Source organism: Eubacterium sp. OM08-24 (assembly GCF_003438075.1).
Taxonomy (GTDB): Bacteria; Bacillota; Clostridia; order Oscillospirales; family Acutalibacteraceae; genus Ruminococcoides.
In genome coordinates this window covers 517,879-544,600 of record NZ_QSTA01000001.1, presented here as the reverse complement: position 1 = coordinate 544,600, position 26,722 = coordinate 517,879, and the positions used below count along the sequence as shown (strand labels likewise).

The window sequence follows — 26,722 nt, the reverse complement described above, 5'->3', positions numbered from 1 at the left end:
TAAATTCATACTATAAAAAGGAGTGATTCCTATTGGACAAAAAACTGCGTAACATAATTATTTATATTGCTGTTGCGGTAATGATTGTGCTCGGTATTGCGTTTTTGTGGGGTCAGAACTCATCTGACAATTACACAACCTCGCAGCTTGTCAATCTCTTTAAAGAGGACAAGGTATCAAGCTACAAAATCAACTACGGTACAGGTGCGGTAGAAATTACACTTAAAGACGGTGTAAAACTCAAGCCTGTAAAGGATATCGCTACATCAGACAGCATTGTTCAAGATAATTCTAATGCAGACGGTAAGATTGACACTACAAATCCTAACGATAGAAACAACTCTAACAATACTAAAAATGTTGTTATAAGAGGTACTCTTGCCGATGTAGAAAGATTTATTGACGATGTTTCTGTTTATACTGCCTCAGCAGATGAAGCTGTTTCTTACGATTATATAAGGAGCAGTGACAACACTCTTCTCTATGAATTTTTGCCTATACTTGTAATGGGAGTTCTCCTTATTGCCGTATGGATATTCATTATGAAGAAAATGGGCGGCGGTCTTGGCGGAAAGGAAATGAATTTCGGTAAGGCTAAAATCAAAAATACAAACGATGAAAAGCGCAAGACTACATTTGATGATGTTGCGGGCGCTGACGAAGAAAAGGAAGAGCTTCAAGAAATCGTAGAGTTTTTGAAAGCTCCTGAAAAGTACAATAAACTCGGTGCAAGAATACCTAAGGGTGTACTTCTTGTAGGCCCTCCAGGTACAGGTAAAACCTTGCTTGCAAGAGCTGTTGCCGGTGAGGCAGGAGTTCCGTTCTTCTCAATTTCCGGTTCTGACTTCGTAGAAATGTTTGTCGGTGTTGGTGCGTCAAGAGTTCGTGACCTCTTTGAGCAGGCTAAAAAGAACTCACCTTGTATTATCTTTATTGATGAGATTGACGCCGTAGGTCGTCAGAGAGGTGCAGGCCTCGGTGGCGGTCACGATGAGCGTGAGCAAACTCTTAACCAGTTGCTTGTAGAAATGGACGGTTTTGGTGCAAACGAGGGCGTTATCCTTATTGCCGCTACTAACCGACCCGATGTTCTCGATCCGGCTCTTATGCGTCCGGGCAGATTTGACAGACAGGTAATTGTAAGCTATCCTGATATCAACGGCAGAGAGGCTATTCTTAAAGTACACGCTCGCAAAAAGCCGCTTGCTCCTGATGTTAAACTCAAGACCATCGCTAAAACAACAGCAGGATTTACAGGTGCAGACCTTGAAAACCTCCTTAACGAGGCAGCTTTGCTCGCCGCAAGGAAGAATAAAAAGGCTATCACTATGGATGAAATCGAAGAGGCTACAATCAAGGTTGTAGTTGGTGCAGAGAAAAAGACAAGAGTTATGAGCGACAAAGAGAAGAAACTTACCGCTTATCACGAGGCGGGTCACGCAATCTGTTTCCACGAGCTTGCTACACAAGACCCTGTTCACGAAATTTCAATTATTCCGAGAGGTATGGCAGGCGGTTACACAATGCCGTTGCCGTCTGAAGATAAGTCTTACAACTCACGTACAGAAATGCTTGAAGACATCGTAGTATGCCTTGGCGGTCGAGTTGCAGAGGCAATTATTCTTGACGATATTTCAACCGGTGCATCTAACGATATCGAAAAAGCTACAAAAACAGCTCGTGATATGGTTACAAAGTACGGTATGACCAAGGAGCTCGGTTGTATTTGCTACGGCAAAGACAACAGCGCCGTATTCCTTGGCAGAGATATGGGTCATACTCAGGATTACTCAGAGAAAACAGCCGCTAAGATTGACGAGCTTATTCTTGAGATTGTCAACAACGCTTACGACAGAGCAGAAACCATTTTGAAAGATAATATTGATAAGCTCCACGAGGTTGCGGCTTACCTTATCAAGCACGAAAAAATGGGCGGCGATGACTTTGAGGCTGTTATGAACGGCACATATGTTGAGCCTGTTGAGGCGGAAGAAACCGAGTCGGATGATGATAAAAGTTCAACCGCTGAAAATAGCGAAGATAACTAATAATTAATCTTATAGCCTCTCTTTTGAGAGGCTATATTTGCTAATATAGGGAAAAGGGGAAAGAGATGGAACACGACAAAATTATAGTAAGAGGAGCTAAGGAGCATAATCTGAAAAATGTCAATGTTGAAATTCCGAGAAACAAACTTGTTGTAATAACAGGTCTTTCGGGTTCGGGCAAAAGCTCACTTGCTTTTGACACCATTTACGCCGAGGGACAAAGACGATATGTTGAAAGCCTTTCTTCTTATGCAAGAATGTTTTTAGGACAGATGGATAAGCCAAATGTAGAAAGCATTGAGGGTTTGTCACCTGCTATTTCTATTGACCAGAAAACCACATCAAAAAATCCACGCTCTACTGTGGGCACTGTTACCGAAATTTACGATTACCTGCGTTTGCTTTACGCAAGAGTAGGTGTTCCGCATTGCCCTGTTTGCGGTCGAGAAATACGCCAGCAGACAGTTGATCAAATTGTCGATAAAATTATGTCCTATGACGAGGGCACAAAAATTCAGGTTTTGGCTCCTGTTGTTCGTGGCAGAAAAGGCGAACATGTAAAGGTACTCGAAAGCGCAAGAAAATCGGGTTTTGCGAGAGTAAGGGCAGACGGAATAGTTTACGATTTGTCAGAAAAAATTCCGCTTGAGAAAAATAAAAAACATAATATAGAAGTAATTGTTGACCGACTTGTAGTAAAGCCTGAAATTACTTCAAGACTTTCCGACAGCATAGAAACCGCCTCAAAGCTCTCAAACGGCATTATTCTTGTGAATATTGTCGGCGGAGAAGATGTAATGTTTTCTCAAAAGTATTCTTGCCCCGACCATGGCGTGAGCATTGAAGATTTAACGCCGAGAATGTTCTCATTTAATAATCCTTTCGGTGCTTGTCCAAAATGTACGGGACTTGGTGTTTTCCTCAAAATTGACGAAAACAAAATAATTCCCGATATGAGCAAAAGTGTTCGTCAAGGCGGCATAAAGGGAAGTGGCTGGGCAATGGAGGGCAGCTCTATTGCGGCTATGTACTTTGAGGCTCTCGCTGAAAAATACAATTTCTCGCTTGATGCACCGCTCAGCGAGCTTTCGCCTGAGGTTATTAATATATTGCTTTACGGTACAGGTGATGAAACCATAACAATACATCGCAAGTCGGTTTACGGCAGCGGAAGTTATGAGCATAAATTTGAGGGAATTATAAATAATCTTGAGCGCAGATATAAGGATACTTCGAGTAATTGGATAAAGGAAGAAATCCAAACATATATGTCGGAAATTCATTGCGATGAATGTCACGGCGACAGGCTTTCAAAAGAGAGCCTTGCGGTGACTGTCGGCGGAATAAACATTGCCGATTTCTGTAAAAAATCCGTTGTGTCCGCACTTGAGTTTCTTGATACAATCGAATTCACCGAAAAAGAAAAGATAATTTCAGCTGAAATTATAAAAGAAATCCGAGAGCGACTTAGCTTTTTACAGCGTGTAGGCTTAGGCTATCTCACACTCGCTCGCTCGGCAGGTACACTCAGCGGCGGTGAAAGTCAGCGTATAAGACTTGCCACTCAGATTGGCAGCAGTCTTATGGGCGTGCTTTATATTCTTGACGAGCCGAGCATAGGACTTCATCAGCGAGATAATGAAAAACTTTTGAGTACGCTTAAAAGACTTCGTGACCTTGGCAATACGGTTATAGTTGTTGAGCATGATGAAGATACTATGTACGCTGCCGACTGTATTGTTGATGTCGGCCCGGGCGCAGGTGTGCATGGCGGCGAGATTGTTTGCGTAGGCAATGTTGATGAAATAAAGGCTTGCGAAAAGTCGATTACAGGTCAGTATCTCAGCCATAAAAGAGTTATTCCCGTACCCGAAAAGCGCAGAGAAGGCAACGGTAAGTTTATTGAAATTCTCGGAGCTGCTGAAAACAACCTAAAAAATATCAATGTAAAAATTCCGCTCGGCAAACTTGTTTGCGTAACGGGTGTTTCGGGTTCGGGCAAAAGCTCGCTTATTAATGAAATTTTATACAAAACCCTCGCTCGTGACCTTAATAAAGCAAAAATAATTCCGGGTAAGAATAAAGGCATAAAAGGCATTGAAAATCTCGACAAGGTTATCGACATTAACCAAAGTCCGATTGGCAGAACTCCACGCTCAAACCCCGCAACATATACGGGCGTGTTTACCGATATAAGGGCGCTTTTTGCCACCACTCAAGACGCAAAAATGAAAGGCTTTTCGCAAAGCAGATTTTCGTTTAATGTAAAGGGCGGCAGATGTGAGGCTTGTCAGGGCGACGGCATTATTAAAATTGAAATGCATTTTCTTTCCGATGTTTATGTGCCTTGCGAGGTGTGCAAGGGTAAGCGCTACAACCGAGAAACCCTTGAGGTAAAGTATAAGGGCAAGTCGATTAATGATGTGCTTGGGATGACCGCCGAAGAGGGAATGGAGTTTTTTGCGAACATTCCGAAAATTTACCGAAAGCTCAAAACGCTTTGTGATGTAGGACTTGGATATATAAAAATCGGTCAGCCTGCAACCACACTTTCGGGTGGCGAGGCTCAGCGAGTAAAACTTGCTACCGAGCTTGCAAAGCGCCCCACAGGCAAGACTGTATATATTCTTGATGAGCCTACAACGGGACTTCATATCGCCGATGTGCATCGCCTTATTGATGTGCTGCAAAAACTTGTTGATACTGGCAATACCGTTGTGGTTATTGAGCATAATCTCGACCTTATCAAGACAGCTGACCATATAATCGACCTCGGCCCTGAGGGTGGAGATATGGGTGGTACAATAATCGCAGAGGGCACTCCCGAAGAGGTTGCTAAAAATGAAAAATCATTTACAGGTCAGTATTTAAAACCGTTTTTAAATATGAATTAAACAGCGTTGTGGGATAATTATGGTTAAACAAACTTTTATAATTGTTTTATGAATATTTCTATAAACCATAATTTACCCCAACTATTGAAAAACTTAATAAAAATTTCTAAATAAAACGCAGGCTGATACTTAGAAATCTAAGTATTGCCTGCGTTTAATAAAAAAATTCTTGACATTTATTTGTTAGTATGCTATTATATTCAAGCTGATTTCAGCAAAATACAACATAATATATGGTCTTATTGGAAACGCACATCCTCCGGATGATAACGAACAACACATAGCTAATGTTATCATGGGAGGACTTTATTATGCCAAAAAACAAACTTGAAGATGTAGTATTTACTGCCATTATGGCAACCGTTATGGTGTACGGAATGATTGTTTACAATGTTGCACTTAATACGGGCAAGGTTGACGGAACAACTTTTCTTGCGGCAACGCACGAACTGATTTTTATGGCTCCGACCGCTTTTATTCTTGAATTTTTTATTGTCGGTAAAATTGCCGCAAAGCTCGCTTTTACTGTAATGAAACCTACTGACAAGCCACAGTTTATTACATATGCTATTTCAATCTGCATTTGCTGCATTATGTGCCCTACAATGAGCCTTATTGCTACTTGCCTTTTCAAAACACCGTCATTCGGTACATGGGTACAGACCTGGGCGCTTAATTTCCCAATGGCTATCTGCTATCAAATGTTCTATTGTGGCCCGTTTGTTCGCCTTATTTTCAGATTGATTTTCCGCAGAGGTAAAAATAAAGAAAATGCTATGCAGCCACCTCACGAAGAGGCTTGATGTATGTAAGAAAATAATTCATTAAAAAAGATATACAGTGATTTTACGCTGTATATCTTTTTGTTTATATATTATCAAACAGGCTAAGCTGTTTATTTTGACTTTCATATTTGTTTTCATATTCGTGCAGATACGAAAATACCCTTTCTATTCCAAACATAATGCCCTCTTTTCGGCATACATTTTCTATCCTTTTCATAAGGAAATCATTGTTTTTGCTTGCAACATCATATGCGTTGCCATAAGTCTTTATATACCGTTCTTTCATTGCAGGAAAATATTTGTCAAGCTGACTGTAAAAATATTCCCTGTCGCCGTTGCGTAATGTAACGCCTATTTTAAAGCAAATAATACCTTTTACACCTGCTTTTATGCAATAATCAAGCAGTGCGTCAATGTTTTCTTGGCTATCGTTTATAAATGGTAAAAACGGCGAGAGCCACACCACAGTCGGAATATTTGCATTGTGAAATTCGTTGAGAGTTCTTACTCTTTCGGCTGTTGACGAAACATTAGGCTCGATAATTTTACAGAGATTTTCATCGGCTGTTGTAAGCGTCATTTGCAGTACAGCTTTGCTTTTTCGGTTTATTTTCTCAAGAATATCAATATCACGCATAACGCTTGCCGATTTAGTATGAACAGTCGCACCAAAGCAGTGCTTTTCTATAATTTCAAGGCATTTTCTCGTAAGCATTAATTCCTTTTCAAGCGGAATATACGGGTCGCTCATAGCGCCTGTACCAATCATACACAGCTTTCTTTTAGATGCCAAAGCCTTTTCGAGAAGTTCGGGTGCATTTTCTTTTACTTCAATATCCTCAAATTTATGTTTCATCTGATAGCAGTCACTGCGTGAATCGCAGTAAATACATCCATGCTGACAACCTCTGTATATGTTGATACCGTTTGAGGCTGACAAAATGCCCTTAGCTTTAACTTTATGCATAAAAACACCTCAGCATTCTTTTACTTCAACAAACCACTTGTTTTCTTCAAGAAAAACATACCGTTCTTTTCCGAGAATCCTGCAAGTGTAACGAATACCGCAGCCGCCTGCTTTAAGCGAAGATGCATATCGCACATCTGTTATGCGGTCGATTTTGTAGCGCCTGTTGTCATCCCAAAAAAGATAGTCGGGCACAAGACTGCCGTCACAGTCAAATGTTGCGGTAACTTTAATATATTTTTTAAGCATAGGTGCCTCCTGTAAACCTTAGTTCACAGATAACCGACAGGGTGAATTGTGTGTTCGTCTTTTGGATTAAAGGCAGACAGACCCCTGTCGGTCAAGAGTGATGCGGGACGAATAATATAATTGCCAAAGCGTTGCTTGAGCCTGTCCAAGGTTTTATCAAGCTTTTCTTCAGCAATTATTTTGCTTTCGTCCGAAAAAATGTCCATTTGTCTGGGAAGATTATCGTGTGCAAAATCTGTAACGGAAACGCCTATACTGCGCAGTGGCTTTTTGATGTCAAAATTTTCTTTAAACAACGCCATAGCTACCTTTGTGATTTCGCTTGTAAGTGCAGTATATGTGCCCATAGTGTGCTGTCTGCTGATAGTGGAGAGCTTGGTATCACGCATATATATGCATACGGTTTTGCCCACAAAGCCCTGTTCACGCATTCGCCTGCACACACTGTCACACAACACATAGGCAATAACCTTAATGTCCTCAAGATTTTTTAAATCACGAACAGCCGTAGTTGAATTTCCTATTGATTTTACCTCGGAATACTCGCCAATTTTTGCAACGGGGGATGAGTCATAGCCGTTTGCAAAGCCGTAGATTAAGTCGCCCCATTTGCCGAGTTGAGTCCTCAGCAGACCAATCGGAGCATTTGCAATGTCGCCTATTGTGTAAATCCCAATCTGCTCAAGTCTTTTTCGTGTAGCACCTCCCACATAGAGCAGGTCGCTTGCAGGAGAATTCCAAACAAGATTTTTATAATTATCTCTTGTAATGCAGGTAATGGCGTCGGGCTTTTTGTAGTCACTGCCAAACTTAGCGAAAATTTTATTAAAACTTACGCCTATGCTTACAGTAATGCCGATTTCGTCCTTTACTCGCTCTGAAATCTCCTTTGCAACGGTGAGCACATCACTTTTGTAATTTTGAGAAATATCAAGCCACGACTCGTCAAGTCCAAAAGGCTCTACCATATCGGTGTATTCTGCGTAAATTCTGCGTACCTTGTCGGAAAACTTTTTGTAAACATCAAGTCGTGCCGGAACAGTCAAAAGCTGAGGACATTTTTTCTTTGCCTGCCATATAGCCTCGCCTGTTTTTACACTGTATCTTTTTGCTATTTCATTTTTCGCAAGGATAATGCCATGTCTGTTTTCTGCGTCACCGCTCACCGCAACAGGCAAATCTCTTATATTCGGATTCAAAAGACATTCCACACTTGCGTAAAAGCAGTTGCAGTCGCTATGCAAAATAGCACGATCACTTTTATATTGGTCAGAATTTACTGCGTCACAAATTTTCATACTTACCATCTCGAACAAATGTTTTATTAAATTATAGAACAGATGTTCTTGGATGTCAAGCGGTCAGCTAATTTTTAAAAATTACATTTATGTAACTATTTTGTAATAATTATAGTCGATATAAGCAGAATATATTTTTACAGGAGAATTAACATATTTTAACATTTTGAAATATAATTATTAAACAACTCACAATTTTCCACATATGAACTAAAATTTTAAAAATCTATGTAATATCGACAATATAAATTACCATTGTTTGTTAGTATTCGCTAAATATTATAGTGTTGTAATTTAAACTTCAAAAAAATTTCAAATTTTTAAAAATATTTACAAAAAAGCCTTGTTTTTTTTCTAATAAAGTAATATAATAAGTCTACAATGTTTTTAAAGAATTTTAAAAAAGAAATATAAATTTTGGGGAGAGAGAAAAATGAGACTTCGTAAACAGGATTTGGGCGACAGAAACTTGATTGGACACAGGGTTGAAAGCGTTCGTAAGCAAAAGGGAATGAAACAAAAAGAACTCCTTGCTCAGCTTCAGGTAAGCGGAGTAGATATGAACGCATCGGGTCTTTCTAAGCTCGAGGGACAGATAAGATTTGTAACAGATGTTGAGCTTGTTGCACTTGCAGACATTCTTGAGGTATCTGTTGATTATCTTCTCGGCAGAGATGAAAAGATCAAAAATTAATTTTGCTTGATTGTTTTTATTATATTATTTCCTACCGTTAAAACAGGTGACTTTACAAAAGTAAGGTCACCTGTTTGCTTTTATGATTTTTAATTTGGAGTTTTATTGCTAAAGTATACTGTTTACAATTTCGCTTATTTTCCTAATTCCTTCGTCTATTTTATCAATAGAAATACCTGAAAAGCTAAGGCTCAGCGCATTTATTTCAGCTTTTTCCGGCATTACGGCAACGCTGTTTTTGTCAAGTGCCTTGCACACCTTATCGTAATCGGAAACACCTTTCAGCTTTACAGAAATATAAAGCGAGGTTTCGTTGAATATTATCTGAGTGTCATTGCCAAAATATTTATATACACACTCGGTAATCAGCTTACTTTTTTCAAGATAAACTCGTCTTGCCTTTCTTAAATGTGCATCAAGTCTGCGGTTTTCAAGATATTTTGCAAGTGCGTTTTGCTCGGTTTTCGAGGCGGTTTGGTTTATATACGGACTGATTTGTCGGTACTTCTTAAGTAATTTGTCGGGCAGTACCATATAGCTTATTCTTACTGACGGCAAAAGAATTTTTGAGAAAGAGCCGAGATATACCGTATTTTCAATGTCGTAATTCTGCACGCATGGCATGGGGTGCGTACTGTATCTCAGTTCGCCGTTGTAGTCGTCCTCGATTATTATACAGTCATTTTCCTGCGCCCACTTAATAAGTTCAAGACGGCGGCTTACAGGCATACTCATACCGTTTTCGGCAATAAAATTCGGATTTATCAGCACCATATCGGGATTTAGTTTTTCAAGAGAAGATATTTTAATTCCCTTGCTGTCGCTATCAAAATATTTTATATCAAGCCCGAGAGTTTTAAAAATAAACTCAGCCTGTATATAGCTTGACTTTGCAATTGCAACGGTTTTATCTGTGCCTACAAGCGAACAGAGCAAATACAGCAAAAGCTGTGTACCTGCACCCACAACAATGTTTTCGGCGCTTGTGTTTACACTTCGCACACCGAGGCTGTATTTTTGCAAAGCATTTCTAAGTACGGTTTCGCCCTGCGGTTCACCGTAAGACATAAGCATATAGCCTGTGTTTATTACTTCTTTAACATACTTTTTCCATTCGTCAATATTAATGATTTTATCGTCAATGCTTTTACCGCTGAAATCGTAATCGTATCGTTTGATTTGCGCAACAGACGAACTATGGCTGTTTTCGCTTTTTTTCGGAGCGTTCTCAAATTGCGCCTCAACATAGTATCCACTCTGCGGCTTGTTTTTTATGTATCCCTCAACACAAAGCTGCTCATAGGCGGCAGATACGGTGGTTTTTGACACCTCAAGTCCGCTTGAAAGCTGGCGCACTGACGGCAATTTTGTATTCTTTACAAGACTACCGTTTTCAACAGAGCGCCTTATAGACGCATAAATTTGCATATAAAGCGGTGTATCGGAATTTTTATCAATAATTATGAAATCATAGAGCATTTTATCACCCTTAGATATTTTAGCATTTAACTTATTTTTTAGCAATACGCAAAGTAAAAAACGGGAGTAAGACAAATCCTACTCCCGTATAAATTTAATTGTATGTGACAGAGCATTAGAGCGACGCACCGAAATCGCTTACTAAAATCTGACCTGTAAGTGCCTTTGAATTATCGGATGCGAAAAATTCTATAATATTTGCAACATCTTCTGCCATACAAGGCTTTATCTTTAAGTCAGCGTGTTTGCTCATTGCACCAAACATTCTCATATCAAGATTTTCAGGCTTGATATTCATAGTCATAGGTGTAACTATTGTACCCGGACAAATTGCATTACAGCGAATGTATTTGTCGGCAAGAAGTAAAGCGGTATGCTTTGTAATACCGATGACTGCGGATTTGGTAGAAACATAAGCAGCGCCGCCACCGCCGTTTACTCCGGCAACAGAAGCAACATTTACGATAGACGAACCCTCTTGCATATATTCAAGAGCCGCACGAATACACTGCATTGTACCGACCTGATTAATTGAAATCAATTTTTGAATTTCAACATCGTCAAACTTATCGATAGGGGCAAGACCGGTGTCGAGAACACCCGCATTGTTTACCAAAATATCAACACCGCCGAATTTATCTACGGTTGCTTTCATAAGATTTTTACAATCTTCATCTTTTGAAATGTCGGTCAAAACGGTAAGCACATTACCGCCTTCTGCTTTGATTTTAGATGCAACCTCATCAAGAGCCGCCTGACGGCGTGCACTGATTACAACATTTGCTCCGCTTTTTGCAAAGAGCATAGCCGTTGCGGCACCTACTCCTGAATTACCGCCTGTAATTACAGCGGTTTTTCCTTTTAAATTATACATAAATCCTCCTTTTGCGTACTGTATCTGTAAAAATAATTGTATCATATGTACTTGTTTAAATCAAGTATTTAAAGTCGAAAAGCATTTGTGAAAATTTATATTGCAATATGCTGTTTACGGTTGAATTTTCTGTTATAACAAGGTATAATTAAATATGTATGTAATTCTTACTTTATAAAAGGGGATAGTTCTATGAACAGCTTAGCAGATAAATTTTTTGAAGGAATAAAGGGTAAAAAAGTCGGCTTTATCGGCATTGGTACAAGCAACCTGCCGTTGATAAAGTTGTTTTCGGATAAAGGCGCAGTAGTTACTGCATATGATAAAAAGGATTTTGAGTCACTCGGCGAAAATGCTGTAAAAGCAAAAGAATACGGCGCTGAGCTTGTTTTGGGTGAGGATTACCTTTCAAAACTTGACGGCGACATTATTTTCCGCAGTCCGGGCACACCGTTTTACAGACCTGAGCTTGTTGCATTGAGAGAAAGGGGCGTTGTACTCACCTCAGAAATGGAAGTTTTCTTTGACCTTTGCCCATGCAAGATTATTGCCGTTACAGGTTCTGACGGCAAAACTACAACCACAACAATTATCTCTGAGCTTTTGAAAGCGAGCGGTGTTAACGTGCGCCTCGGCGGCAACATTGGCAAGCCGTTGCTCCCTGAGATTGAAAGCATCAAAGAGGACGATGTGGCAGTTGTGGAGCTTTCGAGCTTTCAGCTTATTTCAATGAGAAAGAGTCCTGATGTTGCAGTGGTTACAAACCTTGCTCCTAATCATCTTGACATACATAAGGATATGCAGGAGTATGTAGATTCAAAGAAAAATATTGTACTTCATCAAAATGCTTTTTCAAAGGCAGTGCTTAACCTTGACAATGACATTGCAAATTCATTCACCGACAGCGTAAGGGGACAGCTTGCAAAGTTCAGTGTAAAGCAGAGCATTGAAAACGGCGCATTTCTTGACGGCACAACCGTATGTTACAGCGACTACGGCAAGGTTACAAAGATTATGGATATTAAGGACATAAAAATTCCGGGTATGCATAATGTTGAAAACTACCTTGCGGCAATTTCAGCCGTATGGGGTATGGTTGATGTTGAAACTATCAAGGCTGTTGCCAAAACATTTGGCGGTGTAGAGCACAGAGCTGAATTTGTAAGAGAGTACAACGGCGTAAAATACTACAACGATTCTATTGCGTCAAGCCCTACAAGAACAGCACTCGGCACACTTTCGCTTTATGACGAAAAAATCATTATCATTGCAGGCGGTTACGATAAGCACATTCCTTATGAACCGCTCGGCCCTGTAATTAACAACAAGGTTAAGGTTCTCATTCTTCTCGGCGATACTGCTCCGAAGATTGAAAAAGCCGTTGTTGAGGCTGAAAACTACAACGAAAATGAAATTACAATTATAAATGTTACAAATATGGAAGAGGCAGTTGAGGCTGCCGCAAGCCATGCGGAGAAAGGCGATATTGTTTCGCTTTCTCCTGCAAGCGCAAGCTTTGGCTTATACAAGAATTTTGAGGAAAGAGGAAATCATTTCAAGGCTATTGTAAACGCTTTGAGATAATGTGAATATGAAACAGCTTTTATTTGATTTATGCAGTGTGGGCGGAGTTTCGGGCAGTGAAGAACCAATAGCAAAGTTCTGCGCCGGGAAACTTTCAGCCTTTGCAGATACTGTAATAGATAAAAACGGAAATATAATTGCCACACTTGGCAACACAAATGCAGACAAAACCATTCTCCTTGACGCACATCTTGACAGAATAGGTTTTATTGTAACCTCTATCAATGAAAAAGGCTTTGTAAAGGTTGCATCATGCGGCGGAATAGATGTAAGAGTTTTATCTGACGCTGTTCTCGTATCTTGCTCGGACGAGCCGATTAAGGGCGTAGTATGTTGTATGCCTCCGCACCTTTCAGACGGTGGTGAGGACAAGGCTGCACCGATTGATAAGGTGTGGATTGACTTTGGTCTGCCTTATGAAAAGGTAGTCGAAAAAATTAAAATCGGTGATGTTCTCACATTTTACGGAGAGCCAAAGGAACTTATGAACAACAAAATCACCGCTCCTGCGCTTGATGACAGGTGCGGCATTGCGGCACTTATTAAATGTGCAGAGCTTATCGGTAAAAAAGAACTTTCGTACAAGGTTGTTATTCTTTTGAGCGTTCAGGAGGAAACTTACGGAACAGGAGCAAAGACAGGCGCTTATCAAATTGATGCAAACGAGGCGATTGCCGTTGATGTCAGCTTTGCATCTCAACCCGATGTAAGTGGTCAATATGCAGGCGTTGAAATTGCAAAAGGCCCGATGATTTGCATTTCTCCGATTCTTAGCAAGGCTATGAGCGATAAACTCATTTCTGTTGCTAAGGAAAAGAACATTCCTTTTCAATATGAGCCTATTTCGGGTACAACGGGCACAAATGCTGACCATATTTCTGTTACAAAAAGCGGTGTTGCTTCTGCCGTTGTTTCGATTCCGCAAAGATATATGCATACTCCGATTGAAGTTATTGATATTTCCGATGTAGAAAATACGGCAGCTCTGCTTGCTGAATATATTATCGGCGGAGGTGCTTTTAATGACTGATTTTAAATTGCTTGAAAAACTCTGCACTGTCGAAGGTATTTCGGGTGACGAGGGCAGTGTAAGAGAAATTATTATAAACGAAATAAAGCCGTTTGCCGATGAAATCAAAACGGATAACCTCGGCAATATCATTGTGTTTAAAAAAGGCAAAAACCGAGCAAAGGCAAAACTTATGTTTTCGGCTCATATGGACGAAGTGGGCTTTATGGTAACGGATATTACTTCTGACGGCTACCTTAAGTTTGATGAAGTCGGCGGTCTTGACAGACGGGTTGTGCTCGGCAAGACTGTAACCGTAGGCAAAAATAAGGTAAACGGTGTAATCGGTGTAAAGCCTGTTCATTTAAGCAGCGGCGATGAAAGAACAGCTGTTCCGAAGCTTTCCGAAATGTATATTGACATTGGCGCTGAAAGCAAGGAGGATGCACTCAGCGTTGTAAGCTACGGCGACAGTGTGAATTTTAATTCTATATACGAAAATAACGGCTATACAATCAAATCAAAGGCTATTGACGACCGCTTTGGCTGTCTTGCGCTTATTGAGCTTGTAAAAAGCGAACTTGAGTATGATATGTACTTTGTGTTTGCCGTACAGGAAGAAGTCGGACTGCGTGGTGCAAAGGTTGCGGCGTACAGCGTAGACCCTGAATTTGCCATTGTTGTGGAAACCACAACCGCAGCGGATATTGCAGGTGTTGAAGAAACAAGACAGGTGTGCAATCTCGGTGATGGTGCGGTTATTTCTGTAATGGACAGACGCACAATTTACGATAAGAGAATGTCTGAAATGGCTTTTGTATGTGCCGAGGAAACGGGTGCAAAGGCTCAATATAAAAGAGCGGTTGCAGGCGGTAACGATTCGGGCGTAATTCACCAGAGCAGAGGCGGAGTAAAAACCCTTGCAATTTCACTTCCTTGCAGATATTTGCATAGCAGTGTTACAGTTGCAAATGTAAGCGACTGCGATGATATTATAAAAATTGTGTCGGCACTTGCAAATAAGATTGCAGGCGGAGAATATTAAACGAAAGGATTATGAAAAATGATATTGACTGCCGATAATTGCGAAAAATTTATCAGCACAATAGAAAGCCTTGACGGACTTGATCCTTTTGCCTGCCGCATAATTTCGCTTTGTACAAGTTACAATCCGCATCTTCCGTTTGTTGATTATTGGACTGTATTTGATGACAAAACCAAAAATCCGACAGGCGCAATAGCACGAAACGGAACTGATTTTATTTTATTCTTAACCGATAAGTCGGACATAAACGAGGTTTCATCGTTTATGCGTGTTGCAGGCGCAGCCTCGGTGATTTGCAGCAATAAATACAATCTCGATTTATTCGGATACGAAAAATCGCACGGCCCTATTCTTGTGCGCACTGAAGAGATTAGCGAGAATGACAGCCTTATAATTGATACTCCTAAGATAAAAGAGGCGTATGAACTTATCGCAAAGGCGGCGGATAAATATTTTACACCGCCAAAGTTTGAGGACTTTTATGTGGATATAAACCATAAACTGCGCCATGGCACAATGCGTTTGCTCGGCTTATATGACGAAAACAACCTTGCGGCTGTTGCAATGACTGTTGCCGAAAGCAAGCAGGGCGCTGTAATCGGTGCGGTTGCGTGTTTACCGAAATTCCGCAACAAAGGATACGGCACATACATAGTAAATCACCTTACAAACATTCTTGTAAAAGAGGGCAAGCGTGTGTTTGTGCATAGGGCAGAGCAGGCAAACAAGGCATTTTACGATTATTTAAAATTCAAATGCTTTGACAGCTGGAGTGAATACCATTTTAAAGGATGATAAATTTTGAGTTTTTTTGATATAGACAGCAGAATACTTGAAGCCTCGCAAAAGGCTATGAAACTTTGCAAAAGCAAACTTGACGAAATAAACGATATTCAGGAATACAATCAGCAGAAAATGATTAAAGCCTTTCAAGAGGCAGGCGTAAGAGAAAGCCACTTTTCAGGTTCAACAGGCTACGGCTATGACGATTACGGCAGAGATGCTCTCGACCGTGTATATGCGTATGCTTTTGATGCAGAGGATGCACTTGTAAGACATAACTTTGCAAGCGGCACTCATACACTGACTGTTGCACTTTTCGGCATTTTAAGGCCAAACGATACTATGCTTTCCGTAACAGGTATGCCGTATGATACAATCCGCTCGGCTATCGGACTTGAGGGTAATTATTCGGGTTCGCTCAAGGACTTTGGCATTAACTTTGAAATGGTTGACTTAAAGGCAGACGGCACTGTTGATTACGAGGCAGTTGAGCAAAAAATCAGAGAAATAAAGCCAAAAATGGTTTATATTCAGCGCTCAAGAGGATACAGCGTCAGACCGTCGCTTACATATCGTGAAATTAAAAAGCTGTGCGATATTTCAAAGAAAGCGTCGCCAAAGTCAATTATAATGCTCGACAACTGCTACGGCGAATTTGTAGAAAAGGTAACTCCTATGGCTGTCGGCGTTGACATTATGGCAGGCTCGCTTATAAAAAATGCAGGCGGCGGTATTGCTCCAACAGGCGGTTACATTGCAGGTAAAAGAGAGCTTGTAGAAATGTGCGCATATCGTCTTACAACTCCGGGTACGGGTAAAGAAATCGGCGCTACGCTCGGCAACAATCGTGAGCTTTTTATGGGCGCTTATCATGCACCGTTTGTATCATGCGAGGCATTAAAAACGGCGGTATTCGCATCTGCGCTTTTTGAAATTCTCGGTTACGATACAACCCCGAAATATTCTGAAAAAAGGGGTGATATTATTCAGCTTATTATGCTTGGCAATGAAGAAAAGCTATGCAGCTTTTGTGAGGGAATACAGAGTGGCTCTGCCGTAGACAGCTTTGTAAAACCCGAACCGTCGGATATGCCGGGCTACGAAAGCAAGGTAATTATGGCGGCGGGAGCATTTACCCTCGGCTCGTCAATAGAGCTTTCGGCCGATGCGCCTTTAAGAGAACCGTATGCCGTATGGATGCAGGGCGGACTTAATTTCTGCTCCGGTAAACTCGGTGTAATGCTTGCGGCGGACAAGATATTAAAGAAAAGCGAAGAAAACTAACTAACACACTGTCTGTATTCACACGAATATGGGCAGTTTTTCTTTTAAATAACACATAAATTAAGCATTTGCATAATATACCATTGTAGAGAATAATTATTGTGCGGGTGTTAAAAATGAAAAAAACAGAGCTAAAAGCCTTTGGTATAATCGGCGGAGATAAGCGACAACTTTTTCTTGCAAAGTCAATATCAGACAGCTGTTTTGATGTTACGCTTGGAGGATTTGACAAGCTCACAAGCCTTGGTGCTATTGAAATAGCAGATATAAAAACAGCGGTTTCAAAATCAGACGCTATAATTTTTCCGTTGCCATCAATTTGCGCTGATGGCACATTAAATACACCTTTTTCGGATAAAAAAACAAGGCTTAGCGATGATTTGATTGCACTTTTAAAAGATAAGCCTATGTTTGTTGCTATGAAAAATAAATTTTTAAAGGAATATCCTGTTCTTTCAAACTGCCAAATATACGACTATTCGGCAAAGGAAGAGTTTGCGGTTGCCAATGCTTTGCTAACGGCAGAGGGCGCTGTAAATATTGCAATGAATGAGTACGAGGGCACAATTTTTGGTAGCAAATGCCTTGTGTGCGGTTTTGGCAGAATAGGAAAAATGCTTGCAAAAATGCTTAAATCACTCAACGCAGATGTAACGGTCAGCGCAAGAAATGAAGTAGACTTTGCGTATATAGACGCACTCGGCTGTAAGCATATAAACACAAATTCGCTTAAAAGCGTAAAAGGTTATGACCTTGTTTTTAACACAATTCCCGTAATGATTTTTGACGGCAACCTGCTTATGAATACCGACAGAAACACGATTATTATTGACCTTGCCTCACTTCCCGGAGGAGTGGATTTTGAGGCGGCTAAAAGGTATAAAACAGATGCTGTTCGTGCCCTGTCGCTCCCCGGCAGAACCGCACCAAAGGCGGCGGGAGAAATTATCAGAAAAACGATTTTTAACATAATCAAGGAGGTTTACAGGTGACAAAAGCAACCATTGGCTATGCAATGTGCGGTTCCTTTTGCACCTTTTCACAAGCCTTTGAACAAATGCAGAAACTTGTTGATTCGGGCTGCAAGGTAATTCCTATAATGTCGGGCAATGCCTACTCAACAGATTCTCGGTTTGGCAAGGCAGAGGAAATGGTTAAAACTTGCGAGAATATAACAGGAGAAAAGGTACTTCACACCTCGGTGCAAACCGAGCCGATTGGGCCTAAAAAAATGTGCGATTTACTTATTATAGCGCCTTGCACCGGAAACACCCTTGCAAAGCTGTCGCTCGGCATTACCGACACCTCGGTAACAATGGCGGCAAAATCGCACCTGCGTATTCTGCGTCCTGTGCTTTTGTGTGTGGCTACAAATGACGCCCTCGGCGCATCGGCTCAGAACATCGGCAGACTTATGAACACAAAGAACATCTATTTTGTCCCAATGCGGCAGGATAACTGCATAAAAAAACCAAACTCTCTCGTGGCTGATTTTTCAAAAATACAAGATTGTGCCGAGCTTGCATTGCAAGGCAAACAATATCAGCCGGTATTTATATGATATAAAACAACCGTTTCAATTTCTGAATAAGTCAGTCAAAAACGGAAAATATACAAAACGACCCTTTACGGTATAATGCAATCAAAATTACCGTAAAGGGGATTTTTATGGCAAAAAGTGTTTTTTATAAATAATTGTCACGGATGCCGACATATTCTAAAGACAGAAAAAAAGAGAATGACTTATGAAAAAGAAAATTTTTGATAATATTATAAAACATATTGACAAATACTGCAAAATGCAGTAAAATTTAGATAAAAATAACAGCAAATATTTCAAAATTTTTGCTGTTATTTAGAAATATTATCTTTTTTATCGGTCAAGCCGAGTATATAGTCGGTGCTTGTCTTAAAATGTTTTGCAAGGGCGATTAGTATAGATGTAGGTATATCACGCTGACCAAGTTCATAATTGCTATATACCTGTTGAGAACAGTGCAGTATAGCACTCATTTGCTTTTGGGTCAAATCAGCATCTTCACGCAATTCCCGTATGCGTCTATACATAAGTGTATCACCTCTGTTTTAGTATAGCATACCGCACATTGTTGTATTAATAATTACCGCAAAATGCAGTAAACTCAGCGACTATATGCTTGAAATGAAAAAAGATAGATTATAAAGGAGAGATTATTGTGAAAAAAGTAAAACGATTAACCGCTGTCATATTGTCGGCACTAATGGTCGCAAGTGCATTTTCGGCATTGCCCGTAAGTGCGGCTACAGTTGACAACAGCACATCTGTTGTATCGGGAGATGATAATGATTATAGGTGTTTTTTTCTTGATGACGGTACACTCGAAATTTCTGAGTATGTAGGTAGTGATACGGATGTAATTATTCCTAATGAGATTAACGGAACTGCCGTTACAAGTATTGGCAAATATGTTTTTTCGTATAACAGTAATATCGACAGTGTAACAATACCCGATAGTGTTACGAACATTGGATACGGTGCTTTTCGTGGTTCAAGTATTACAAGTATAAAAATACCAAATAGTGTTACGCGTATTTGCACAGGTGCTTTTAGTGAATGCGCAAAATTAACGAGTATAACGATACCCGATAGTGTTATTGAAATTAACGGATATGCGTTTAGTGAATGCACAAAATTAACGAATATAACGATACCCAAAAGTGTTACATGTATCGCAAGCAATACTTTTAGCGATTGCTCAAGTTTGAAGAGTGTAACGATACCCAACGGTGTTACGAGTATTGACGAAGGTGCTTTTAGTGATTGCACAAAATTGGCAAGTATAACAATACCAAACAGTGTTACAAGTATTGGCAAAGGCACTTTTAGTGGTTGCTCAAGTTTGAAGAGTATAATGGTACCTAATGGTGTTGTGAGCATCGGTGAATTTGCTTTTGAAAATTGTTCAAGCCTTACAAATATTGAAATACCTAATAGTGTTACGAGTATTGGCTGGGATGCTTTTAGCAATACTAATTGGTATAATAATCACTCTGATGGATTAATCATTGTAGGTAAGGTGTTATATAAATATAAGGGAATTATGCCAAATAATACTGATATAATTATTCCTGAAGGCACAGTTGCAATATCAAAAGATGCTTTTTATGAATGTAATGGATTAAGAAGTGTATCAATACCAGACAGCGTTACGAATATCGGTGAAGCTGTATTTGATGGATGTTCAAATTTGGCAAGTATAAACTTACCTAATAGTATTACATGTATTAGTAATAATATTTTTTGGGGCTGTTCTAAATTATCAAGCATAACAATACCAAGTAGTGTCACGAGCATTGGATATAATGCTTTTGTGGATTGTTCAAGTCTGAAAAGTATAACAATACCGGATAGTGTTACAAGCATTGGATCTAATGCTTTTGGGGGTTGTTCAAACTTGAAAAGTATAACTACATCCGATAATATATCTTATATTGGAGAATATGCTTTTGATAGCACACCCTGGTATGATAATCAACCTGATGGATTAGTATATATTGGCAAAGTATTATATAGTTATAAAGGAAATATGCCGAAGAACACAAATTTAACTATCCCCGACGGGATAGTTTCAATTTCGGGTCATGCTTTATCTTCATCTTCTTGTTCAAATTTGACAAATATTTCTTTACCGGATAGCATAACTGATATTGGTGATTTTGCTTTTTTCGAATGTACAAATCTAAATAATATAAAATTTCCGAATAACATAAAAAATATTGGCGAGTGTGCATTTTTTGGCTGTTTAAAATTTACAAGCATAAAAATTCCCGGTAGTATTAAATTTATTGATGTAGATGCTTTTTACTGTTGCGATAATTTATTGAGTGTTTATTTGCCAAACGCTGATTTTGAAATTCCTTTAAGTGCGTTTGGTTACAAGTTTGGTCGTGAACAAATAGAAGGCTTTAAATTATATGGTTACGAGGGAACATGCGCTGAGAGATATGCCCTGAACTGGGGGTTAACATTTGTTCCAATTGTAGACTCAGTGCTAACTGATGCAGCAAGTAATATAATTGTGAGCGGTGCAATTAAAGAAAACACTACCTTGAGTGTAAAAAAACTTGAAAACACCTTTGAAAACCATATTGCTACATATGACATATCCTTGCAAAAGGACGGTGCGACCGTACAGCCTGACGGATTAATTACAATAAAAATTCCGAGTAAGGTAAAAAACTGCACTGTAATGTGGCAAAAAGAAAACGGCGGATTAGAAAATATGCTTACAGAATATATAGACGGATATTATGTTTTCAAAACTAACCACATTGGTGTTTATGCATTGTTTGAATTTGATGTATTCGGCGATGTAAACCAAGATTTTGATGTGAATGTAAATGATGTTACATATTTCCAAAGATACATTTCAGGCGCTAAAAATGAGGAGGGTACACCGCTCATTGATGAGAACGACAAAATATTATTTAAATGTATTGATCTGAACTATAACGGTAAACTTGATGTTCAGGATATAACAGCACTTCAAGTTTTTATTACCGAAAACACATATTAAAATTTTTTAGAAAGCGGTAGGGTAACACTTACCGCTTTCGTTATGTATATTTTTAAATTTTAAAAATAATTTCTAAGACATTTTATATAAAAATGATTACTTAGAAAAACAAATTGCACAAAAACACAAATTGTTTGCATTGGGGTATTGATACTATCGCTTTTTTGTGATAAAATGGTAATCAACATAGATTATTGCGATTATTTTTATAAAAAGGAAATATTTTATGAAACTTTGTACTAAATGCAAGCATTTACATAATGACGAAGATACTGTTTGCAGTAACTGCAATGCGCCGCTTGAAAGTATTACAGACGAAAACACTCCCGTTTATCTGCTCTCTGCTGAGGGTTTTGAAATTGAGCGAGTGAAAACCGCATTGGAGGATAACTCAATTCCTTGCGACAGCGTTATTAAGGACAAACAGCTTAAAAAGCAGGAGCTTTTAAATAAAAATTCTGCCGAAAGTGATATTTTGGTTCCGTATGCCGCTTACGAAAAGGCTTACGATATATGTATAGGAATCGGCGCTATCAAAGAGGGAAATACTCAAATCCTCGATGGTGAGGCAGAGGAAAATAACAGCGAACCTACATTGGACGAGAAATTTGAAAAAATGAGCGGAGTTAAGCGCACAACAGTACGAGTGCTTTCTGCCATAGCATTTCTTGCTCTTGTAGCACTTGCTGTGTATGGTACAGACGCTATAACAGGCTTTATAAAAGGTCTGTTCAGTTAAACAAATTTTTGTGAATTAAATTTTGGAGGATAGAAAATGAATATTGAAACAAAATGTGTTCAGGCAGGCTGGCAGCCAAAGAAAGGCGAACCGAGAGAATTACCTATTTATCAGAGCACAACATTTAAATATGACACAAGTGAGGAAATGGGTAAGCTCTTTGACCTTGAGGCAGAGGGATATTTTTACACAAGACTTCAGAACCCAACAAATGACAGCGTAGCGGCAAAAATTTGCGCTATGGAGGGCGGCGTGGCTGCAATGCTTACTTCAAGCGGTCAGGCGGCTAACTTCTTTGCTGTATTCAACATTTGCGAGGCAGGCGACCACCTTATTGCATCATCTTCAATTTACGGCGGTACATATAACCTCTTTGGTACTACTTTAAAGAAGATGGGCATTGAATGTACTTTTGTAGATCAGGATCTTCCCGAAGAAGAGCTTGCTAAACTGTTTAAGCCAAATACTAAGGCTGTATTCGGCGAAACAATTACAAATCCGACAGTTTCTGTTTTTGACATTGAAAAGTTTGCAAGACTTGCACATTCTCATGGTGTGCCGCTTATCGTTGACAACACATTTGCTACTCCCGTAAACTGCCGTCCGTTTGAGTTTGGTGCAGATATTGTTACTCACTCAACGACTAAGTATATGGACGGACACGCAACAGCAGTCGGCGGTTGCATTGTTGACAGCGGTAATTTTGATTGGCTTGCTCATGCTGACAAATATCCGGGACTTACAACTCCGGACGATTCATACCACGGTATTGTTTATGCAGAGCGTTTCGGTAAGGCGGCTTACATCACAAAGGCTACTTCACAGCTTATGCGTGACCTCGGTGCTATTCAGTCACCGCAGCACGCTTATTACCTCAATATCGGTCTTGAGTCGCTTCACCTTAGAATGAAAAAGCATTGCGAGAACGCACTTGCCGTTGCAAAATATCTTAAAAACAACGAAAATGTTGCATGGGTTAGCTATCCCGACCTTGAAGACGACAAGTACCACGAGCTTGCTAAAAAGTATCTTCCGAACGGTTCATGCGGCGTACTTGCTTTTGGAATAAAGGGCGGCAGAGAAGAGTCTATTAAGTTTATGGATTCTCTTAAGTTCATAACTATTGTTACTCATGTTGCCGATGCAAGGTCATGTATTCTTCACCCCGCAAGCCACACACACCGTCAGATGACAGACGAACAGCTTATTGAGGCAGGAGTAGCTCCTGACCTTATCCGTCTTTCTGTCGGCATAGAAAACGCTGATGATATTATTGCCGACCTTGCACAGGCGTTTGAAAAAATTTAAAAATTATACTCGGGAGTTGATTTTATGTCAGCTTATGTTTCTGCCGTAATCGTTGCGGCAGGCGGCTCTGTAAGAATGGGAATTGCAGACAGCAAGCAATTTATTCCGTTGCTTGACAAGCCGGCTATTCAATATACTTTAAAGGCATTTCAAAAATGCTATTTAATAAAAGAAATTATTGTTGTTTGTCGTGAACAGGATGTTGACCGTATAAATGCGCTCATAAATGAAAACGGCTTTTCTAAGGTCAGCAATGTTGTTCTCGGCGGTTCTTCTCGCTCCGCAAGTGTGCGCAACGGAATTAAGGCGGCAAATGAAAAGGCAAAATATTTTGCCATTCATGACGGTGCTCGTCCGTTAATTACCGTTGATGAGATAGAAAGAGTGGTTGAGGCGGCTTTTGAAACAGGTGCGGCAACTCTCGGAACATCTGTTACCGATACAATCAAAATTGTTGACGGTTTTAATAAGATTGAAAGCACACCGCTCCGTTCTCAGCTCAGAGCAGTGCAGACGCCGCAGGTTTTTGAAAGAGATTTGTATATGTTTGCACTTGAGAACGCAGGAGAAAACAGCCTTGCATACACAGATGACTGCGCCCTTATAGAAAATATGGGCGGCGAAGTTCTTGTGGTAAAGGGCAGCGAGGAAAATATAAAGCTTACAACTCCTGTTGATGTAATTCTTGCGGAAAGCATACTCAAGAACCGTATTGAAAACGGTAATTTTTGAGTGAAAGGATAATATATGAGAATTGGTCATGGTTACGATGTTCATAAATTTGCAGAGAACAGAAAGCTGATACTCGGCGGAGTAGAAATTCCGTATGAGCTTGGCTTGCTCGGTCACTCAGACGCCGATGTGCTTGTTCATGCAATTATGGACTCGTTGCTCGGTGCTGCGGCTCTCGGCGATATTGGCAAGCATTTTCCCGATACCGATGAAAGGTATAGCGGAGCAGACAGCATTGCTCTGCTCAGAGAGGTCTGCAGAATACTCACCGGAAACGGCTATAAAATCGGCAATATCGACTCAACCGTTATTGCGCAGAAGCCTAAACTTAAAGACTATATAACACAAATGAGGGATAATATTGCAAATGCCTGCGGTATTGATGTTTCACTTGTGAGTGTTAAGGCGACTACCGAGGAAAATCTCGGCTTTACAGGCAGACTTGAGGGTATTTCCGCTCATGCGGTCTGCATAATTTACAATGAATTAAATTAGGATATTAAGCATACATATTTATCTATGAATGTTTTTATCATACACAAAGAATAATGGAGGCACAAAAAATGAAAAATTGTCCAAGATGTAACGCACAGATGGAAGATAACGCAGTGTTCTGCCAGAATTGCGGTTTCTCAACAGCTCAGCAGCCTGAGCCACAGCCACAACAGCAGCAGTACAATCAGTATGCAGCAGCTCCAATGCCTGCAGTAAATCCTTACGATCACACAGCAGAGTTTTCAGCTGAAGATGTTTCAGAGAACAAACTCCTTGCAGCTGTAATTTATGTTTCAAGCATTCTCGGTATCATCGTAGCACTCATTGCTCAGAGCTCAAGAAAGTCTAAGTACCTTGATTTCCATATCAAGCAGGGACTTAAATCATTTGTTGTAATGTTTTTCCTCGGCGTAATCGGAGCCGTTTTATCATGGACTTGTATTTTTGCGATTGCGGCAGCTGTTTGTGAGGTTATCGTTCTTGTTTGCAATTATATCTGTCTTTTCAAGTCACTTGCCAACAAGTCAATCGAAATTCCGATTATTCGCAGCCTCGGTTTTCTTAAATGATTTAACTTAAATCATACAAGCCACACCTCGTTCATATTATTGAACGAGGTGTTTTTATATGATAAAAAAGCTATCATTGACATTGGTAATTGCTATTGTATTTACCTCAATACCGCTGTTTTGCGCAGAGGTAAATGCTGTAACGGAAGAAACAGTCACCGCTCCGTCTGCCATACTTATGGAATCTTCATCGGGAAAAGTTTTGTTTGAAAAAAATCCGCACGAACAGCGTCCTTGCGCATCTATCACAAAGGTTATGACCATGCTGCTTGTGTGCGAAGCAATCGACAGCGGAAAGCTGAGTCTTGACGATACAATTACAGCGTCTGCTCACGCAGCCTCTATGGGTGGCAGCGACATATGGCTTGAAGAGGGCGAAACCATGAGCGCAAACGATATGATAAAAGCCACAGTGGTTGCCTCTGCAAATGACGCCGCCGTTGCGCTTGCCGAGCACTTGTGCGGCAGTGAAGAGGTATTTGTGCAAAAAATGAATGAAAAAGCAAATCAGCTTGGAATGAAAGACACCGTATTTAAAAATTGCAACGGTCTTGACGAGGACGGTCACATTACCTCGGCATACGATGTTGCGGTAATGTCACGAGAGCTTATGAAACACGAAATGATATTTGACTATACATCAATTTGGCTCGACAACCTGCGTGACGGAAAAACTCAGATTGTAAATACCAATAAACTTTTAAAGACATATAAAGGCATAACAGGACTTAAAACAGGCACAACAAATGATGCCGGCTGCTGTATGGCGGCATCGGCTACAAGGGGAGATATGAGCCTTGTTGCGATTGTACTCGGTTGTAATTCGGGCAAAGAAAGATTTTCGGACGCAGCCGCTTTGCTTGATTACGGCTTTGCAAATTTTTCTGTTACTCAGCTGAAAGCTCCCGATGATTTGCCCAAAACGATTAAGGTTGAGAACGGTATGCAGAAAAATATAGGAATTGGATGCGACATAAATTCAAGTATCGTACTTGATAAAAACAGCGGTTCAAAAATAGTTTCAAAAATTGATTTGCCCGAAAGCATAGAAGCGCCTGTTGCAAGCGGACAGAAGTTAGGCACTGTTACATATAGCCTTGACGGAAAAGCCGTAAAAAGCTTTGAAATTACCGCTTTACAGCACGCAGAACAAATTTCTTTTGCCTCCGTTTTCTCGGTTTTATTAAATTCTATAATTTCTTTATAAAATATACAAAATGACCTTGCAAAAAGTCGGGAATTATAGTATAATAAGACAGCAAAGATACTTGTTTCGGTTTATACCGCTTAATTACGCCGTTTTTGGCATTATATCCGGCAGTATTATTCC

At 40.0% G+C, this 26,722-nt stretch carries 24 protein-coding genes; 18 read left to right on the top strand and 6 right to left on the bottom strand.

Features of this window, described 5'->3' with window-relative positions:
• Nucleotides 1-32: 32 nt before the first annotated feature.
• From ftsH to DXC23_RS02710, 3 genes are all read left to right on the top strand, one after another.
• A complete protein-coding gene (ftsH, locus tag DXC23_RS02720; RefSeq protein WP_278286534.1) occupies nt 33-2,048 on the top strand; it encodes an ATP-dependent zinc metalloprotease FtsH in 2,016 nt (671 codons plus the stop codon).
• Between the two features lie 65 nt (nt 2,049-2,113).
• A complete protein-coding gene (gene uvrA / locus DXC23_RS02715) occupies nt 2,114-4,942 on the top strand; it encodes an excinuclease ABC subunit UvrA (RefSeq protein ID WP_117704656.1) in 2,829 nt (942 codons plus the stop codon).
• A 311-nt stretch (nt 4,943-5,253) separates the two neighbouring features.
• Nucleotides 5,254-5,745 carry a DUF2798 domain-containing protein gene (locus DXC23_RS02710; RefSeq protein ID WP_117704655.1) on the top strand — a complete coding sequence of 164 codons (492 nt, stop codon included), beginning with the start codon at nt 5,254-5,256 and terminating at the stop codon, nt 5,743-5,745.
• A 64-nt stretch (nt 5,746-5,809) separates the two neighbouring features.
• Here the strand turns inward: DXC23_RS02710 and DXC23_RS02705 are convergent, their stop codons facing one another.
• From DXC23_RS02705 to DXC23_RS02695, 3 genes are read right to left on the bottom strand one after another with little or no spacing between them, the layout of a single operon-like run.
• Nucleotides 5,810-6,694, bottom strand: a complete 885-nt coding sequence (locus DXC23_RS02705; RefSeq protein ID WP_117704654.1) for a radical SAM protein — start codon at nt 6,692-6,694, stop codon at nt 5,810-5,812.
• Nucleotides 6,695-6,703: 9 nt separating this feature from the next.
• The gene (locus tag DXC23_RS02700; RefSeq protein ID WP_117704653.1) at nt 6,704-6,943 is read right to left on the bottom strand and encodes a hypothetical protein; all 240 of its coding nucleotides are present in this window, start codon (nt 6,941-6,943) and stop codon (nt 6,704-6,706) included.
• Between the two features lie 23 nt (nt 6,944-6,966).
• The gene (locus tag DXC23_RS02695; protein WP_117704652.1) at nt 6,967-8,241 is read right to left on the bottom strand and encodes a DNA polymerase IV; all 1,275 of its coding nucleotides are present in this window, start codon (nt 8,239-8,241) and stop codon (nt 6,967-6,969) included.
• A gap of 433 nt (nt 8,242-8,674) precedes the next feature.
• On the opposite strand from DXC23_RS02695, the gene DXC23_RS02690 reads away from it, so the two are divergent.
• Entirely contained in the window at nt 8,675-8,935 is a 261-nt protein-coding gene (locus tag DXC23_RS02690; RefSeq protein ID WP_022235179.1) for a helix-turn-helix domain-containing protein, read from the top strand.
• A gap of 108 nt (nt 8,936-9,043) precedes the next feature.
• Here the strand turns inward: DXC23_RS02690 and DXC23_RS02685 are convergent, their stop codons facing one another.
• Nucleotides 9,044-10,414: a PLP-dependent aminotransferase family protein gene (locus tag DXC23_RS02685; RefSeq protein WP_117704651.1), complete on the bottom strand. Its 1,371-nt coding sequence runs from the start codon at nt 10,412-10,414 to the stop codon at nt 9,044-9,046.
• A gap of 115 nt (nt 10,415-10,529) precedes the next feature.
• Complete coding sequence (locus DXC23_RS02680; RefSeq protein WP_117704650.1) at nt 10,530-11,288, bottom strand: SDR family oxidoreductase; 759 nt, start codon at nt 11,286-11,288, stop codon at nt 10,530-10,532.
• A gap of 192 nt (nt 11,289-11,480) precedes the next feature.
• Here DXC23_RS02680 and murD point away from each other — a divergent pair, with 192 nt between their 5' ends.
• The 7 genes from murD to DXC23_RS02645 all read left to right on the top strand — a co-directional run bounded on the left by murD (nt 11,481) and on the right by DXC23_RS02645 (nt 18,554).
• Entirely contained in the window at nt 11,481-12,872 is a 1,392-nt protein-coding gene (murD, locus tag DXC23_RS02675) for a UDP-N-acetylmuramoyl-L-alanine--D-glutamate ligase (RefSeq protein WP_117704649.1), read from the top strand.
• Between the two features lie 7 nt (nt 12,873-12,879).
• Nucleotides 12,880-13,902 (top strand): M20/M25/M40 family metallo-hydrolase, encoded by a 1,023-nt coding sequence (locus DXC23_RS02670; RefSeq protein WP_117704648.1) that lies wholly within the window; start codon nt 12,880-12,882, stop codon nt 13,900-13,902.
• On the top strand, nt 13,895-14,926 hold the full coding sequence (locus DXC23_RS02665) for a M42 family metallopeptidase (protein ID WP_117704647.1): 1,032 nt from the start codon (nt 13,895-13,897) through the stop codon (nt 14,924-14,926). Before DXC23_RS02670 ends, DXC23_RS02665 begins: the two co-directional genes overlap by 8 nt.
• Nucleotides 14,927-14,944: 18 nt before the next feature.
• Nucleotides 14,945-15,721, top strand: a complete 777-nt coding sequence (locus tag DXC23_RS02660) for a GNAT family N-acetyltransferase (protein WP_117704646.1) — start codon at nt 14,945-14,947, stop codon at nt 15,719-15,721.
• 6 nt (nt 15,722-15,727) lie between these two features.
• Nucleotides 15,728-16,993: a methionine gamma-lyase family protein gene (locus DXC23_RS02655; RefSeq protein ID WP_117704645.1), complete on the top strand. Its 1,266-nt coding sequence runs from the start codon at nt 15,728-15,730 to the stop codon at nt 16,991-16,993.
• Between the two features lie 116 nt (nt 16,994-17,109).
• Entirely contained in the window at nt 17,110-17,985 is an 876-nt protein-coding gene (dpsA, locus tag DXC23_RS02650; protein ID WP_117704644.1) for a dipicolinate synthase subunit DpsA, read from the top strand.
• Nucleotides 17,982-18,554 (top strand): dipicolinate synthase subunit B, encoded by a 573-nt coding sequence (locus DXC23_RS02645; RefSeq protein ID WP_117704643.1) that lies wholly within the window; start codon nt 17,982-17,984, stop codon nt 18,552-18,554. The genes dpsA and DXC23_RS02645 overlap by 4 nt, the downstream gene beginning before the upstream one ends.
• Nucleotides 18,555-18,844: 290 nt before the next feature.
• On the opposite strand, the gene DXC23_RS02640 is transcribed toward DXC23_RS02645, so the two are convergent.
• A complete protein-coding gene (locus DXC23_RS02640; protein WP_117704642.1) occupies nt 18,845-19,060 on the bottom strand; it encodes a helix-turn-helix transcriptional regulator in 216 nt (71 codons plus the stop codon).
• Nucleotides 19,061-19,188: 128 nt separating this feature from the next.
• Between DXC23_RS02640 and DXC23_RS02635 the strand changes: the two genes are divergently transcribed.
• From DXC23_RS02635 to DXC23_RS02605, 7 genes are all read left to right on the top strand, one after another.
• Entirely contained in the window at nt 19,189-21,549 is a 2,361-nt protein-coding gene (locus DXC23_RS02635) for a leucine-rich repeat protein (RefSeq protein ID WP_117704641.1), read from the top strand.
• A 226-nt stretch (nt 21,550-21,775) separates the two neighbouring features.
• Nucleotides 21,776-22,288: a hypothetical protein gene (locus DXC23_RS02630; RefSeq protein WP_117704640.1), complete on the top strand. Its 513-nt coding sequence runs from the start codon at nt 21,776-21,778 to the stop codon at nt 22,286-22,288.
• A gap of 36 nt (nt 22,289-22,324) precedes the next feature.
• Nucleotides 22,325-23,596, top strand: a complete 1,272-nt coding sequence (locus tag DXC23_RS02625) for an O-acetylhomoserine aminocarboxypropyltransferase/cysteine synthase family protein (protein ID WP_117704639.1) — start codon at nt 22,325-22,327, stop codon at nt 23,594-23,596.
• A gap of 24 nt (nt 23,597-23,620) precedes the next feature.
• Nucleotides 23,621-24,328 (top strand): 2-C-methyl-D-erythritol 4-phosphate cytidylyltransferase, encoded by a 708-nt coding sequence (gene ispD / locus DXC23_RS02620; RefSeq protein ID WP_117704638.1) that lies wholly within the window; start codon nt 23,621-23,623, stop codon nt 24,326-24,328.
• Nucleotides 24,329-24,343: 15 nt separating this feature from the next.
• A complete protein-coding gene (ispF, locus tag DXC23_RS02615; RefSeq protein WP_117704637.1) occupies nt 24,344-24,823 on the top strand; it encodes a 2-C-methyl-D-erythritol 2,4-cyclodiphosphate synthase in 480 nt (159 codons plus the stop codon).
• Between the two features lie 68 nt (nt 24,824-24,891).
• Complete coding sequence (locus tag DXC23_RS02610) at nt 24,892-25,392, top strand: zinc ribbon domain-containing protein (RefSeq protein ID WP_158552407.1); 501 nt, start codon at nt 24,892-24,894, stop codon at nt 25,390-25,392.
• Between the two features lie 58 nt (nt 25,393-25,450).
• The gene (locus DXC23_RS02605; RefSeq protein ID WP_117704635.1) at nt 25,451-26,599 is read left to right on the top strand and encodes a D-alanyl-D-alanine carboxypeptidase family protein; all 1,149 of its coding nucleotides are present in this window, start codon (nt 25,451-25,453) and stop codon (nt 26,597-26,599) included.
• The last annotated feature ends 123 nt before the right edge of the window (nt 26,600-26,722 follow it).

What these genes read in the sequence shown, in the direction of transcription:
- uvrA (WP_117704656.1), top strand. Translation starts at nt 2,114, where the DNA reads ATGGAACACGACAAAATTATAGTAAGAGGAGCTAAGGAGCATAATCTG.
- DXC23_RS02710 (WP_117704655.1), top strand. Translation starts at nt 5,254, where the DNA reads ATGCCAAAAAACAAACTTGAAGATGTAGTATTTACTGCCATTATGGCA.
- DXC23_RS02705 (WP_117704654.1), bottom strand. Translation starts at nt 6,694, where the DNA reads ATGCATAAAGTTAAAGCTAAGGGCATTTTGTCAGCCTCAAACGGTATC.
- DXC23_RS02700 (WP_117704653.1), bottom strand. Translation starts at nt 6,943, where the DNA reads ATGCTTAAAAAATATATTAAAGTTACCGCAACATTTGACTGTGACGGC.
- DXC23_RS02695 (WP_117704652.1), bottom strand. Translation starts at nt 8,241, where the DNA reads ATGAAAATTTGTGACGCAGTAAATTCTGACCAATATAAAAGTGATCGT.
- DXC23_RS02690 (WP_022235179.1), top strand. Translation starts at nt 8,675, where the DNA reads ATGAGACTTCGTAAACAGGATTTGGGCGACAGAAACTTGATTGGACAC.
- DXC23_RS02685 (WP_117704651.1), bottom strand. Translation starts at nt 10,414, where the DNA reads ATGCTCTATGATTTCATAATTATTGATAAAAATTCCGATACACCGCTT.
- DXC23_RS02680 (WP_117704650.1), bottom strand. Translation starts at nt 11,288, where the DNA reads ATGTATAATTTAAAAGGAAAAACCGCTGTAATTACAGGCGGTAATTCA.
- murD (WP_117704649.1), top strand. Translation starts at nt 11,481, where the DNA reads ATGAACAGCTTAGCAGATAAATTTTTTGAAGGAATAAAGGGTAAAAAA.
- DXC23_RS02670 (WP_117704648.1), top strand. Translation starts at nt 12,880, where the DNA reads ATGAAACAGCTTTTATTTGATTTATGCAGTGTGGGCGGAGTTTCGGGC.
- DXC23_RS02665 (WP_117704647.1), top strand. Translation starts at nt 13,895, where the DNA reads ATGACTGATTTTAAATTGCTTGAAAAACTCTGCACTGTCGAAGGTATT.
- DXC23_RS02660 (WP_117704646.1), top strand. Translation starts at nt 14,945, where the DNA reads ATGATATTGACTGCCGATAATTGCGAAAAATTTATCAGCACAATAGAA.
- dpsA (WP_117704644.1), top strand. Translation starts at nt 17,110, where the DNA reads ATGAAAAAAACAGAGCTAAAAGCCTTTGGTATAATCGGCGGAGATAAG.
- DXC23_RS02640 (WP_117704642.1), bottom strand. Translation starts at nt 19,060, where the DNA reads ATGTATAGACGCATACGGGAATTGCGTGAAGATGCTGATTTGACCCAA.
- DXC23_RS02630 (WP_117704640.1), top strand. Translation starts at nt 21,776, where the DNA reads ATGAAACTTTGTACTAAATGCAAGCATTTACATAATGACGAAGATACT.
- DXC23_RS02625 (WP_117704639.1), top strand. Translation starts at nt 22,325, where the DNA reads ATGAATATTGAAACAAAATGTGTTCAGGCAGGCTGGCAGCCAAAGAAA.
- ispD (WP_117704638.1), top strand. Translation starts at nt 23,621, where the DNA reads ATGTCAGCTTATGTTTCTGCCGTAATCGTTGCGGCAGGCGGCTCTGTA.
- ispF (WP_117704637.1), top strand. Translation starts at nt 24,344, where the DNA reads ATGAGAATTGGTCATGGTTACGATGTTCATAAATTTGCAGAGAACAGA.
- DXC23_RS02610 (WP_158552407.1), top strand. Translation starts at nt 24,892, where the DNA reads ATGAAAAATTGTCCAAGATGTAACGCACAGATGGAAGATAACGCAGTG.
- DXC23_RS02605 (WP_117704635.1), top strand. Translation starts at nt 25,451, where the DNA reads ATGATAAAAAAGCTATCATTGACATTGGTAATTGCTATTGTATTTACC.